The sequence below is a fragment of the Edaphobacter aggregans DSM 19364 genome, assembly GCF_000745965.1.
Classification (GTDB): domain Bacteria; phylum Acidobacteriota; class Terriglobia; order Terriglobales; family Acidobacteriaceae; genus Edaphobacter; species Edaphobacter aggregans.
The window spans coordinates 1-12,434 of record NZ_JQKI01000063.1 but is presented as its reverse complement, the minus strand read 5'-3'; the positions used below and the strand labels follow the sequence as shown (position 1 = coordinate 12,434).

Genomic DNA, 12,434 nt, shown 5'->3' with positions numbered 1-12,434 from the left:
CGGACCTGCATCGGCCCTCAATTTGGACTGAAATTGAAGTTCACGGTGATCTGAGTCTGAATCTCAACCGGAACGCCATTGACATGTATGGCCTGTAGGTCCATTGACGTACCGCTGTGATTGCGGCGATTGCGAGGTCCGGATCCGGAACCTTCAGCAGCTTCATGGAGTGAATTCTTCCGTCGGTTCCGATGATCACTCCAATCAGGACGGTTCCGCTTACGTGATTGCGTTTGGCGCGTTCCGGATATACGGGCCTGGGTTGGCTCATCGCATAGCCCTGCACAACCCCGCTCGCCACAGTTGCTGCCTGGCCATCGATCCGTTCCATGTCAGCCGAAGGGGTCAACTCGGCCTCGGTGATGGCTGCGGTTCGAAGGTCGTCTATGTGGGCACTTATCGCTTCCACGGTGTTCTGGATTAGCTTCTGGTCCACAGTAACCAGGTGGTTCTGAAATTTTCCGATGCTATTGCGCAGAACCATCTGCGTGCCGAAGTTGTAGCTCGCACGTAGAGAATCCCGGTCGCGATCGAGGCAATACGTTGGAAATAGACCGAGAGGAGGGTAGGCGACGTTCTTGATCGGTTGCGTGATCATGATGCAGTCCAGCTGCACTTTGCCGAAGGTCTCGCGACGAAGGTCGGGAACGCCATCCTTTACCTCACTTTCCGCAAGGGGATGGACGACTTGTTGCAGCACTGAATCCAGCAGATACGGTGCGGAGGGCTGGTCCCTGGTTCGATAGAGGCCGGCAGCCGTCTGAAGCTCGGTGCTCTTATAGGACGGGCTTGCATAGACGATCTTGTAGAGCGAAGGAGATTTCCACCACTCTTCGATCGTTCCTTGTTCCGAGAGATGACCCTTAGCATCCATGAGCTGAAAGCTCAGCTTCAAATGCCAAGGCGACAGAGAGGGGTCATCGATGCTGTTAGTCGCTGCTGCGCGCGAGATTTTCTCGGCGATCTTCGCCGCGTCTTCGGCTTGCGAGACACGCGCGCAGGAAACCAATCCTGCGCAAGACAGAAATTCCGGCTCAGCTTTCCGAGATTTGTTCTCATCTAGTTGCCGTTCAAGCTGCTACTCGTCATAATGCAGTAAACTCAGCACGTCATACTCCGGGAACTTCTCCCGCCCCTTCAGGAAGTCCAGCTCGATCGCAAACCCCAGCCCGCCGATCACGCCGCCCATCTGGCGCACCAGCTGCACCGTCGCTTGCATCGTGCCGCCCGTAGCCAGCAGGTCGTCGACGATGATCACCCGCTGCCCCGGCTTGATCGCGTCCAGATGAATCTCCAGCGAGTCCGTACCGTACTCGAGGTCGTAGCTCACGCGAGCCGTCTTCGCCGGAAGCTTGTTCGGCTTGCGCACCGGAACGAACCCGGCGTTCAGTCGATAGGCCAGCGCCGGCCCGAAGATGAACCCGCGCGCCTCGATCCCCAGAACCAGGTCGATCTCGCGGCCGATGTAGTACGCCGCAAAGGCATCGATCAGCTGCGCGAAGCCCGTCTTGTCCTTCAGCAGCGTCGTAATGTCGTAGAACAGAATCCCCGGCTTGGGGAAGTCCGGTACAGTCCGTACCAGCGCCTTCAGAGGCTCGCAGTTGATCAGTCTTTGGTCTTGCATCGTGTCTCTACCAGGCTCCTTCAATCACAAATGGTCCGAGCTTCGCATCTTCGCTCTCGTCCAGCTCTTCTTCCAATAAGGCGTCGACGCGGCTGCCGCGCGAGCCCTCGTTCAGCGCTTCCTTCAACTCCGCCAGCAGTTTCGGATCGCCAGACGCGATCACCTCCACGTGGCCGGCATCGGTGTTCCTCACCCAGCCGCGCAGGCCAAGCTCGGCGGCCTCACGCTGCACAAACCAGCGGAAACCGACGCCCTGCACACGTCCCTTGACAAGGTAGTAACGCACCATGGAAGTCTCAGTGTCGCAGAGCCTCCAAGCGCATGCAAGACATCAGCATCCATAAAGCAATCGAGGCAGAGCGCCCGCTCTGCCTCGATTGCTTTGATCGAAAACTATGCGCGGCTCATGTAAGCGCCTTCGGCCGTATCCACGCGGATCTTTTCGCCCTCGTTGATGAACGGCGGCACCTGAACCACGAGGCCCGTCTCAAGCTTGGCAGGCTTTGTCACCGACGACGCCGTCGCCGACTTGATCCCCGGCTCCGTCTCGACCACCGTCATCTCCACCACACCGGGCAGCTCGATGCCCACGGCCTTGCCGTCGTGGAAGCTCACCGCGATCGTCAGGTTCGGCAGCAGGTAGTCCACGGCATCGCCCAGCGTCTCGCGCTTCAAGTGCGTCTGCTCGAAAGTCTCCATGTCCATGAAGTAGTAGTCGTCCCCGTCGTTGTACAGGAACTCCATCTTCACCTCGTCCACCACGACGCGGTCGATCGGGTCAGGCGAGCGGAAGCGCTCGACGAACATCGCGCCCGTGCGAATGTTGCGCAGCTTCGCCTGGATGAAGGCGCGGAGATTGCCCGGCGTGCGATGCTCCACCGAAAACACAAGGTGAAGGTCGTCCTTGAACTTGATAACCATGCCCGGGCGCATCTGTGTTGCGGGAATCGACATAGAAAAACCTCTGATCCTTAAGAACTGTGCTGAATTTCAGCTTTGTTTGAGAGTCTGTCCGGCGGCGCACAGCATGGCAGCCGAGCATCCGGACGCTGATTCTATTGTATCGCAGCCAACCAGCGGAACCCGTCTCAGTGGCCGCCGAACATCTTCTTGAAGAATCGCCCGATCGCATGAAACACATCGCCCGAAGGCGGCGCCGGAGGAGCCGGTGGAGCCTCCGCCTTCGCCGCCGTGGCGCTCGCATTCGTCTCGGCGGACGCGTGCGGCGCCGCATCGACAGCGGGCGTTGCCGACGCACTCGCAGCCGAAGAAGGTACAGCACTCTTTGCCGCGGAAGCCGTGGAAGCTGCGGAGCCGGCATCTCCGCCCGCGCCATCACTCGACCCACTCTCTCCGTAACTCATCGTCGTCGAGACCTGCGCGTGCACCACGCCCGCAGGAGCCGTCGGTGCCGAACCTGCAGGTGCGAGCCCGGCGCTGACAGCAGCAGGGAAGGGGTGCTGCTCAGCTGCGGTCTTCGCCGCGCCAGTCGTGGCGACTGCACTCCCCGGCGCCGCAGCCGCACCGGCGCTCACACCGGCATCGGCCACCGACACGATAGGAGCCGGCGGACATCCGCACGGCTCGTGTTCGTTGTCCACGACCTCTTTCAGGCTGCCGTGCTCAAACAGCACATGCTGCCCCGCTTTGATCTCGTAGCTCGACTCGCCGAACTGGTCGGCGACACTCACCACCGGAGCAGCCGCGCCGCGATTCTCCACACACGTATCGCCGTTTCGAGCCACGCGCACCTGCAGGTCCAGCGGCCCCGCAGACTTCATCGTGAACCGCAGATCCGGAGTCATCACCACATCGCTCGTCGTCACGCGCGCCGCGACCTCAATCGCCCCGCGATCCAGCGCCAGCATCAGCGGAGCGTCCACCGCGCCCTTGCCCGCCGTCAGGTGCAGCCCGCTCGTCGAGCACACCTTCACAGTGCCTCCGCGATTCAGCGCAACCTCAGCCGTGTGATCCTTCGCCGTAACGGTCGAGGCACCCAGCAGCATCGCGCGCCCGTTCGACACCTCGAGCGCTCCGGCCACCGTAGCATCCGCCACGCCCACCGACCCAATCGACTGCTGCGCCCGCGCGGCTCCGCACGCCGATACGCACGCCAACCCAATCGTCGCGATCCTTCGGCGCATCACCGTTCCGCTCCTACATCTTCAAAAAATTCGCGATGATCTCTTTGCCATGCGAGGTCAACACGCTCTCCGGATGAAACTGCACACCCTCGATCGGAAGCTCGCGATGCCGCAGTCCCATAATCGTCTCATCACCCGTCACAGGGTCGATCGTGCGCGCCGAGATCTCCAGTTCCTCCGGCAATCCCTTCGGGCTCACAATCAGCGAGTGATACCGCGTGCAGGTCATCCGCGACGGAATCCCGGCGAAGATCGTACGGCCGTCATGCTCCACCTCGCTCGTCTTGCCGTGCATCAACTTCGCAGCGCGAACCACTGCGCCGCCAAACGCCGCGCCAATCGCCTGGTGCCCAAGGCACACGCCGAGAATGGGCACGCGCTTCTCCGACTTCGCGAAGTGCCGGATCAGCTCCATGCTGATGCCCGCGTCCTGCGGCGTGCACGGCCCCGGCGAGATCAGGATTCGCTCCGGATTGAGCCCGGCGACCTCCTCCGGCGTCAGCTCGTCATTGCGCTTCACGACCATCTCGGCGCCCAGCTCGCCCATGTACTGCACCAGGTTGTAGGTAAACGAATCGTAGTTGTCCAGAACGAAGACCATGGCTCCTACGATTCTACGCCGAGGCAACGAAGCAGACATTCACCGTGGCCCCACCCTCCAGCGCATCAAAAAGTGTCATCCTGAGCGAGCCGCAGGCGAGTCGAAGGATCTGCGGTTCCTGCCTTGCAAATGCGGGCAACGAAACCCCGCTGTTCCACGGTCTTATGTCATGGAGAACATTATGCAACTCGATCTCAGCCGCTGGAAGCACTTCACCGCCATGGCCATCATTGGCGACGGCGTGATGGGTATGATTCAACCCACCCGGACAGCCAAGGCATGGCACTACGGCCCCGAGCCCTGGAAGAATCTCATGCAGTCGCTCGAAGACCGCCCTAACCTCACGAGACTCATCTCCGCCGCGCAGGTCGTCGGTGGCATCCTCTGGGTGCTCCATTCCAGCAGGGAAGACGTCACGGCAAAGACTCCCGTAAAGATCGACGAAGCGCGACGCCGTCTGGCTTAGTGTCACGTTATCAAGGATGAGATGAACAAGAGTGTTTAGCCACGCGCCCGTTCTATGGCCCGCACGACCGCCTGCGCCTTGTTCCGGCACTCCTCAAACTCCTTCTCCGGAACCGAGTCCGCCACAATCCCCGCGCCCGCCTGAATATGCCCATGCGGGCCATCCATGTAGAGCGTTCGAATCGCGATGCACGAATCCAGATTGCCGCTGAAGTCCGCATACAGAATGCTTCCGCCATACACTCCGCGCCGCGCCGGCTCCATCTCCTCGATGATCTCCATCGCCCGCACCTTCGGAGCGCCGCTCAGCGTCCCCGCAGGAAAGCACGCGCGAAACGCATCGATCGGCGCCAGCCCGGCCTTCAGCTTGCCTTCGAGCGCACTCACCAGGTGCATCACGTGGCTGTACCGTTCCACGAACATCAGGTCCTTCACCTTCACCGACCCGAACTCGCTCACGCGCCCCACATCGTTCCGCCCCAGATCCACCAGCATGATGTGCTCGGCGCGCTCCTTCTCATCCGCGCGAAGCTCCGCCTCGATCCTGCGATCCTCCACCTCGTCAACTGAGCGCGGACGCGTCCCCGCGATCGGCCTGTACTCCACCTCGCGCCCATGCACGCGCACCAGCAGCTCCGGCGACGAGCCCACAATGTGATGCCGAGAGGAAGCGGGCGCCCCACGTCTCGATTTTGAGACGTGGGTTCCCTCCAGCCCAAACCGCAGAAAATACATATACGGCGAAGGATTCACAATCCGAAGCGCGCGATACACCTCAAACGCATCCACCCCCGGCTCGCAGTCGAACCGCTGCGACAGCACGCACTGAAACACATCTCCCGCCGCGATGTACTCCTTCGTCTTCTCAACAGCCTTCAGGAACCTCGCCTTCGTCGTCCGAGGCACCAGCTTCAGCGTGCCCATCGGCTTCTTCTTCCGCATTGGAGGCAGAGCCCCGACCAGCCTCTTCTCCAGCGCATTCAGCCGCTTCATCGCCCGCGCATACGCTCCCTCGCGCCTCTCGCGCGCAAGATCCGCCGTCACCATCAGGTGAATCTCTTTCTTCACATGGTCGAAGGCCAGCACCTGGTCGAAGAACATCAGGCAAGCATCCGGAACCGCCAACTCATCCTTCGCCGTCGAGGGCAGCTTCTCGATCTGCCGCACCACGTCGTACGCAAAAAAACCCACCGCTCCCGCGGTAAACGGAGGCAGCCCCGCCAGCTTCGCCGGCCTATGCCCGCTCAGCGCCTTCTTCAACTCCGCAAAGACGTCGCCGGTAAACCTCGTCTCCTTGCGCCCTTCGCGAACCGTAATCTCGCTCCCCCGCGCGACCATCTTTTTATACGGCTGTATCCCGATGAACGTATAACGCCCTACGTGCTCGCCGCCCTCCACCGACTCCAGCAGAAACGCCTCCGGCTCCTCCGATGCGATCCGCAAAAACGCCGACACGGGCGTCTCCAGGTCCGCCGCCACCGTCCGGTACACCGGAACCAGCGTGTGCGTTCGGCTCAACCTCAGAAAATCGCGCTCCGTGGGCAGGGAATTCGTGGTGGAAACAGGCATAGTTACACCATCATACCCGCGCGTTATCAGGGTTTACGGTTCTTGCGCAAGTAGCTCGAAAGTGGTACGCAACCTCCTTTCCTTTGTTTGCGAAAGCCTCTTTCCGAGGCCTATACTCCCTGAGGTTTGGCCACGGACCGGTCTGGCTCAAGCTATATGCTGCTTCCAAAGGGGGGCGAAGACGATGGCCGGAGAATCGCTGATACCAGCAACAGAGAAAAAGGAAATTACGATGCAAACCCTCACCCTCGAGCAGGAGACAAACCCCTGGGAAGCCCAGGCTGCCCGATTCGACTTCGCCGCCAAAAAACTCAACCTCGATCAAGGTCTCTGGCGTGTCCTCCGCCAACCCTCGCGCGAGATCATCGTGCACATCCCCATCGCCATGGACGACGGCTCCGTTGAAGTCTTCACCGGCTACCGCGTCCAGCACTCCGTCGCCCGCGGCCCCGGCAAGGGCGGAATCCGTTACGCCCCCGACGTCTCCCTCGACGAGGTCCGCGCCCTCGCCTCCTGGATGACCTGGAAGTGCGCCGTCGTCAACATCCCCTTCGGCGGAGCCAAGGGCGGTGTCATCTGCGATCCCAAGAAACTTTCCCAGGGCGAGCTCGAGCGCATCACTCGCCGTTACACCGCCGAGCTCATCGAGTTCCTCGGCCCCGAAAAGGACGTCCCCGCCCCCGACATGGGCACCGACGAACAAACCATGGCTTGGATCATGGACACCTACTCCATGCACATGCGCCAGACCGTCAACGCCGTCGTCACCGGCAAGCCCGTCAACCTCGGCGGCTCCCGCGGACGCACCGCCGCAACAGGCCGCGGCCTGTCGGTGGTTTGTGATGAGGCCCTCAAGACCCTCAACATGCCTGTCGAAGGCTGCCGTGTCATCGTCCAGGGCTTCGGCAACGTCGGCTCCAACGCCGCGCGCCTCATGGAAGAGAAGGGCTACACCATCATCGGCATCGCCGAGTACGATGGCGGTCTCTACAACCCCGACGGCATCGACATCCACGCCCTGCTCGAGCACCACCGCCGCGCCCGCACCATCACCGGCTTCTCCGGAGCCAAGGCCGCCGATCCGCTCGAGCTCATCACCCGCCCCTGCGAGATCCTCATCCCCGCAGCCACCGAAAACGTCATCACCAGCAAGAACGCCGACCGCATCCGCTGCAAGATCCTCTGCGAAGGCGCCAACGGCCCCACCACTCCCATCGCCGACGAGATCCTCGCCGACAAGAAGGTCTTCATCATCCCCGACATCCTCGCCAACGCCGGCGGCGTCACCACCAGCTACTTCGAGTGGGTCCAGGACCGCATGGGCTACTTCTGGACCGAGGCCGAGGTCAACCAGCGCCTCGACCTCATCATGACCGAGAGCTTCCGCGACGTCATCACTTACGCCCAGAACCACAACGTCAATAACCGCATCGCCGCCTACATGCTCGCCATCGACCGCGTCGCCTACACCACCAAACAGCGCGGCATCTACGCCTAGCGCTCACAGATTGGCAGCCCAGGTCTCGCTTATGAGACCTGGGCTGCAGTTTCAAGTGGCGTCATTCCGAGCGAAGCGAGGAACCCCCGCATTTCGTCCGTCGTGCCACACACTCTTGAGGGAAGCCGCTAAGGCGTCACCACCAGCTTCACCTTCTGCGAAACCACCGCCCCACCAGCACTCCCCGTCACGGCAATCGCATAAGTCCCCGGCCGAGTCCCCAGATCGGTACAGTTCCCCGTCACGCATCCAGTCATCGCTCCCATAGCCGTCGCCGCACAAACCACCGCCAGCAGACTTCTCACCACCCGCCGTCGCCCAGGCACCAACACCACCAGCAAGCCAGCTAGCACAGGCCCCGCAAACGGCAGCCCCGCGCTGTTACTCGAAGCCCATACGGCACAGAAGACCCGCAGTCCCGCGGCCCCGCCGTACTGATCTTCAGCGTCGCCGTCCCTCCGCCCGCCGCCACAGTGCCCGACACAAACGAGCAGCTCGCCTCATCCGGCAGCCCGCTGCAGCTCAGGCTCACTGCCTTCGCAGACCCCGACCCCATCGTCACCTTCACTGGCACCGCCGCCGTCTCGCCTGCAACCACCGTGATCTGGTCCACGCTGATCGTGAAGTAGCCCGGAACAGCCCCCTCGTTCACCACCTCATTCATCGCCCGCGAAACACTCGCTGCCGTCGCCGCATCCCCCGCATACCGCGCCACGATGCTGTGCCTTCCCACGCTCAGTGCCGCGGTGCTCCACTCCGCCTCTCCCGCTGGATTCACCGCGGCCGACCCCAGCACCGTCCCGCCCTCCACAAACGTCACCATCCCGCCAGCAGCCAGCTTGCCGCCCGTCGCCGCTACCATCGCGGTAAAGGTCACGCTCTGCCCCGCAACCGCCGGGTTCGCATCCGAGGTCAGCGTAGTCGTCGTCGCCGCCAGCGGAGCCTGCACCACCTCACTCAGTACCGCGCTCGTCGACCCCGCCGAGCTCGCACTCCCCGCATACACCGCCGTAATCGCATGTGTCCCCGGCACCATCATCAGCACCGACAGCGCCGCCGTTCCATTGGCATCCATCGCTGCCGACCCCATCGAGACCGTCCCATCCAGAAACTTCACCGACCCCATCGCCGGCCCATGCGCTCCCGCAACCGGCGCCGTATACACCACACCGACGCCCGCTGGAACCGGGTTCGCCGAGCTCGCCACCACCATCGTCGTCGTATCCTGCGCCACCGTGACGGTCACCGCATTCGAGGTCGCCCCCGCATGTGTCGCATCGCCCGAGTACCCACCGTAAACACGTGCGCTCCGGCCCCGAAGCTCGTCGCCGGGCCCGCCGGACAGCTCGCTCCGTTGTACAGCGTCAGCGTGCAAAAGGCCGTCGTTCCGTCGTAAAAGGTCACCGTTCCGGTCGCCGTCGAGCCATCGCTCGCCGTCACCTGCGCCAGCCCGTCGATCGCCTCGCCGTAGAACACCGTAAGCGGCGTCGTCACCGTCAGGGTCACCGTGCTCGGCACCTTCGTCACGCTCGCAGCCCCGGCCATCACCCCGGCCGACGGAGGAGCGATCACCGGCACCGAAACCGTCTGCCCCGCAGCCGCCTGTGCGGCCAGTAGCACCCCAGCCAGCGTCGCCAGCCGCCGCCAGCCCTTCCCCAAACCTCTCGCACTGCCGTTGTAAGCCACGTCGCGCACCATCCCCGATCGAAAGAACCTGACGTTCCCTCTATCGGCCCGGCCACGTCAATCCAACAGCCACAACTGCGCCGCGAGCCGTTGAAAGTGTCATTTCGACCGACCCTGAGCGAGCGCAGCGAGTCGAAGGGGGAGTGGAGAAACCTGCTTCTCCTCCTATGGAGCGACTCAGGAAGCCTTCACGAGACGACAAAACAACCCAAGCGAGCCCCACCCCGCTGTGGCAGAATGTGATTGTCTGCCCCGGACGCGCGATCTCTCCGTCCAACAAATCGCGATGAACCTGCCGAACTCCATTACGATGAGCCGAATCGCGGCGATCCCGCTTCTTATCTGGATCCTGTCGCCCGCCTTCCCCCTCCAGGGGCACGGCCAGACCGGCCTCCGCGGCGGCGAGCAGGAGATCATCGCCTCCCTCGTCTTCATCGCCGCCGCCATCACCGACGGCCTCGACGGCTACTTCGCCCGCCGCCGCGGCCAGATCACCACCATGGGCATGCTCCTCGACCCCCTGGCCGATAAGCTCCTGGTCTCAGCCGCCTACATCGTCCTCGTCGCCTACAACCCCCGCATCGTCCCACCCTGGATCGCCGTCGTCGTCATCGGACGCGAGTTCCTCGTCTCCGGCCTCCGCTCCATCGCCGCCACCGAGGGCTTCACCATCGAGGCCTCCGAGATCGGCAAGCTCAAGACCGTCATCCAGATCGTCTCCGTCGTCGCCGCCATCCTCGCCCACCGCTGGGACTACTGGCTCTGGTTCCCCAACTTCCACGGCGGCTTCGTCATCGCCATCCGCTTCATCGCCGTCACCGCCGTCTACTGGATGACCATCGTCTCCATCATCTCCGCGGTCGACTACTTCGTAGGCTTCTGGAAGAAGATCGACCACGCCAGCGAACGAGCCCGCCGCCGCGTAGTCCTAAGCCGCAAGGCGAAGCCCACCCAACCCTCACCCGAACACCCCTCGCGTATCGGCTAGTCATAGATTCAACGTGTGTGATAACGGACGGTAATTAGATTCCGCGTGGAGATCGGCACGGAATTTATTAACAAAGGGGTATAAACCCACTGTCCGACAGCATCTGCTGCGGGATCCCGCAAGACCGTCGGACCGCTAATAACCTGAATATCTGCAGGGCGGCCGCCGCTCTCAGAGAAACGAACAAGTAACTTAACATCTCCCTGTATGTGTGCCGCGTTCGCGGTTTCCGGATAGATTGGCCGAACCGAGGAAACCCGTTTCCCGCCCGACCACTCCGCGCCGGCGCTATCATTCGGATGATCCTTATCCCGCAGTTTGTTCATAAAATAGCGTGCGGCCTCTTCATTCAAGTCCAGAAGAAGACCATCTTGGCTACCGAACAGCAAGGTCCACTCGCAAATGACATCCGTTCCAGGCTCGGTGTACGACAGAAGCACGCAGGGAAGCATAGTCTTCCCACAGATTGCCGGAGTGTCTTTGGAAACAAACCAGCTTCCTTTTCCAGAAAGAGGTTGGTTCGTCTTTGGGACCACATTCGTGGGATCGATGGCGAAACGACTCGCAATAAACTTGCTCCCCCGCAGTCCAAGCTCCTGTCGAGACGAAACAGCGGCAGGCGTGTCCTGCGAACCTGCGATTGCCGGAATTCCGCCAGCAAAGATCAACGTCCACAGCGCTAAAAAGGCTCGGCCCACAACCGGTCGTTTCATGAGTTCCTATTGGTAAATGGAATTTACAAATTTCCCGCTAAGAATAAATCATCGAAATTTCTCCCAGAATAGGGTTTCCCGCAAATGAAAACACCCGCACTCATGCTCCTTGCATCATCCGTCGTGCTCCACGCCCAGACACCCGCTGTTCCCGACTGGGCACAGCCCGGCTCCCCCACCCATAAACAAGTTCCTCCCCCACCCGACTTCCACCGGCTCAGCAAGATCTTCGGCACTCCCATCGGCATCTTCGACGGGCAGGCTGACATCGGCTCCGCCGTCGTCCCCGGCAGCGCATCCTACGATCCCACGACGAAGCAGTACACCATTCACTCCGCCGGCTATAACATCTGGTACTCGCGTGACGAGTTTCGCATCCTCTGGAAGAAGCTCTCCGGAGATATATCCCTCGCAGCCGACGTCACCTTCCCCGACCCTAACGGCTACAACGACCGCAAGGCCGTCCTCGTCATCCGCCAAACCCTCGACGACGACGCCAACGAGATCATGACTGGCGAGCACGGCACCGGCATGGTCCACCTGGCCGCCCGCCCCTCCCGAGGCGCAAACTTCATCGACTACGAGTACCGCATCGGAGCCATCGGCCGCCCCGGCGCTTCCAACCCCTCTCGCCTAGAAAACATCCTCCCCAAACGCATCGGCATCGAGAAGCACGGCGACGCCGTTACCCTCTGGATCTCGGTCGAAGGCGAACCCATGCATCAGTTCGGTACACCCATCCAGATCCACTTCGATGGCCCCGTCTACGTGGGAATCGGCTTCTGCTCGCACCTCCCCGCCACCGTCGATAGCGCCATCCTCTCCAACGTCATCCTCGAAAACGCCGCAGGCAAGGTTCGTTGAAAGCCGAGATTTCCACATAAAATCTTGTCAAGCCCCTTGCTAACTAAACCTTGCATATTCAACAATATCCATTTGCCGATTAGAGCGGATTCAAGGTAGCTGCACCCTGTAATTGCAGAGTCTGAACCATGCTGTGGCGTTGTGGGCGTTGATCCTGGGCAAGGCTTCTGTGATGGCCTGGTCGAGCTCTTTGGGGTCGCGTGCTTTGGTGGCGCGAAGGAGTTGTTTGAGTTTAGCCCAGGCTTTCTCGATGGGGTTGAGGTCGGGCGAGTAAGGCGGCAG

15 protein-coding genes and 1 pseudogene are annotated in these 12,434 nt (G+C 61.8%); 4 read left to right on the top strand and 12 right to left on the bottom strand.

Annotated features, from left to right (window positions below):
• Window positions 1-40: 40 nt before the first annotated feature.
• From Q363_RS36450 to Q363_RS20490, 6 genes are all read right to left on the bottom strand, one after another.
• The gene (locus tag Q363_RS36450) at window positions 41-1,009 is read right to left on the bottom strand and encodes an energy transducer TonB (protein ID WP_051979076.1); all 969 of its coding nucleotides are present in this window, start codon (window positions 1,007-1,009) and stop codon (window positions 41-43) included.
• Between the two features lie 69 nt (window positions 1,010-1,078).
• On the bottom strand, window positions 1,079-1,624 hold the full coding sequence (locus Q363_RS20510) for an adenine phosphoribosyltransferase (RefSeq protein WP_035354205.1): 546 nt from the start codon (window positions 1,622-1,624) through the stop codon (window positions 1,079-1,081).
• Between the two features lie 7 nt (window positions 1,625-1,631).
• Window positions 1,632-1,913 (bottom strand): acylphosphatase, encoded by a 282-nt coding sequence (locus Q363_RS20505; RefSeq protein ID WP_035354203.1) that lies wholly within the window; start codon window positions 1,911-1,913, stop codon window positions 1,632-1,634.
• Between the two features lie 104 nt (window positions 1,914-2,017).
• A complete protein-coding gene (efp, locus tag Q363_RS20500; protein WP_035354200.1) occupies window positions 2,018-2,578 on the bottom strand; it encodes an elongation factor P in 561 nt (186 codons plus the stop codon).
• A 134-nt stretch (window positions 2,579-2,712) separates the two neighbouring features.
• Entirely contained in the window at window positions 2,713-3,768 is a 1,056-nt protein-coding gene (locus Q363_RS20495; RefSeq protein ID WP_051979075.1) for a hypothetical protein, read from the bottom strand.
• A 13-nt stretch (window positions 3,769-3,781) separates the two neighbouring features.
• Window positions 3,782-4,369, bottom strand: a complete 588-nt coding sequence (locus Q363_RS20490; RefSeq protein WP_035354197.1) for an anthranilate synthase component II — start codon at window positions 4,367-4,369, stop codon at window positions 3,782-3,784.
• Between the two features lie 181 nt (window positions 4,370-4,550).
• Between Q363_RS20490 and Q363_RS20485 the strand changes: the two genes are divergently transcribed.
• On the top strand, window positions 4,551-4,835 hold the full coding sequence (locus tag Q363_RS20485; RefSeq protein WP_035354194.1) for a hypothetical protein: 285 nt from the start codon (window positions 4,551-4,553) through the stop codon (window positions 4,833-4,835).
• A 35-nt stretch (window positions 4,836-4,870) separates the two neighbouring features.
• Here Q363_RS20485 and trpE read toward each other — a convergent pair whose 3' ends face one another.
• Window positions 4,871-6,403, bottom strand: coding sequence for an anthranilate synthase component I (gene trpE / locus Q363_RS20480; RefSeq protein ID WP_051979074.1), 1,533 nt, complete (start codon window positions 6,401-6,403; stop codon window positions 4,871-4,873).
• A 232-nt stretch (window positions 6,404-6,635) separates the two neighbouring features.
• Between trpE and Q363_RS20475 the strand changes: the two genes are divergently transcribed.
• On the top strand, window positions 6,636-7,901 hold the full coding sequence (locus tag Q363_RS20475) for a Glu/Leu/Phe/Val family dehydrogenase (RefSeq protein WP_035354191.1): 1,266 nt from the start codon (window positions 6,636-6,638) through the stop codon (window positions 7,899-7,901).
• A gap of 128 nt (window positions 7,902-8,029) precedes the next feature.
• On the opposite strand, the gene Q363_RS40830 is transcribed toward Q363_RS20475, so the two are convergent.
• Genes Q363_RS40830 through Q363_RS20465 form a run of 3 tightly spaced genes read right to left on the bottom strand, consistent with a single transcriptional unit; the run spans window position 8,030 to window position 9,599 of the window.
• Window positions 8,030-8,254, bottom strand: a complete 225-nt coding sequence (locus Q363_RS40830) for a hypothetical protein (protein WP_157467251.1) — start codon at window positions 8,252-8,254, stop codon at window positions 8,030-8,032.
• Window positions 8,248-9,147 (bottom strand): Ig-like domain-containing protein, encoded by a 900-nt coding sequence (locus Q363_RS20470; RefSeq protein WP_035354189.1) that lies wholly within the window; start codon window positions 9,145-9,147, stop codon window positions 8,248-8,250. The genes Q363_RS40830 and Q363_RS20470 overlap by 7 nt, the downstream gene beginning before the upstream one ends.
• Window positions 9,144-9,599 carry an Ig-like domain-containing protein gene (locus tag Q363_RS20465; RefSeq protein WP_035354186.1) on the bottom strand — a complete coding sequence of 152 codons (456 nt, stop codon included), beginning with the start codon at window positions 9,597-9,599 and terminating at the stop codon, window positions 9,144-9,146. Before Q363_RS20465 ends, Q363_RS20470 begins: the two co-directional genes overlap by 4 nt.
• Before the next feature lie 274 nt (window positions 9,600-9,873).
• Here Q363_RS20465 and pgsA point away from each other — a divergent pair, with 274 nt between their 5' ends.
• Window positions 9,874-10,575 (top strand): CDP-diacylglycerol--glycerol-3-phosphate 3-phosphatidyltransferase, encoded by a 702-nt coding sequence (gene pgsA / locus Q363_RS20460; protein ID WP_035354183.1) that lies wholly within the window; start codon window positions 9,874-9,876, stop codon window positions 10,573-10,575.
• Between the two features lie 8 nt (window positions 10,576-10,583).
• Here pgsA and Q363_RS36445 read toward each other — a convergent pair whose 3' ends face one another.
• Window positions 10,584-11,288: an energy transducer TonB gene (locus tag Q363_RS36445; protein WP_051979073.1), complete on the bottom strand. Its 705-nt coding sequence runs from the start codon at window positions 11,286-11,288 to the stop codon at window positions 10,584-10,586.
• An 84-nt stretch (window positions 11,289-11,372) separates the two neighbouring features.
• Between Q363_RS36445 and Q363_RS20450 the strand changes: the two genes are divergently transcribed.
• Window positions 11,373-12,152, top strand: coding sequence for a hypothetical protein (locus tag Q363_RS20450; RefSeq protein WP_035354180.1), 780 nt, complete (start codon window positions 11,373-11,375; stop codon window positions 12,150-12,152).
• Window positions 12,153-12,358: 206 nt separating this feature from the next.
• On the opposite strand, the pseudogene Q363_RS46545 reads toward Q363_RS20450, so the two are convergent.
• Window positions 12,359-12,434 (bottom strand): annotated as a pseudogene (locus tag Q363_RS46545) (transposase); the annotation flags it as partial.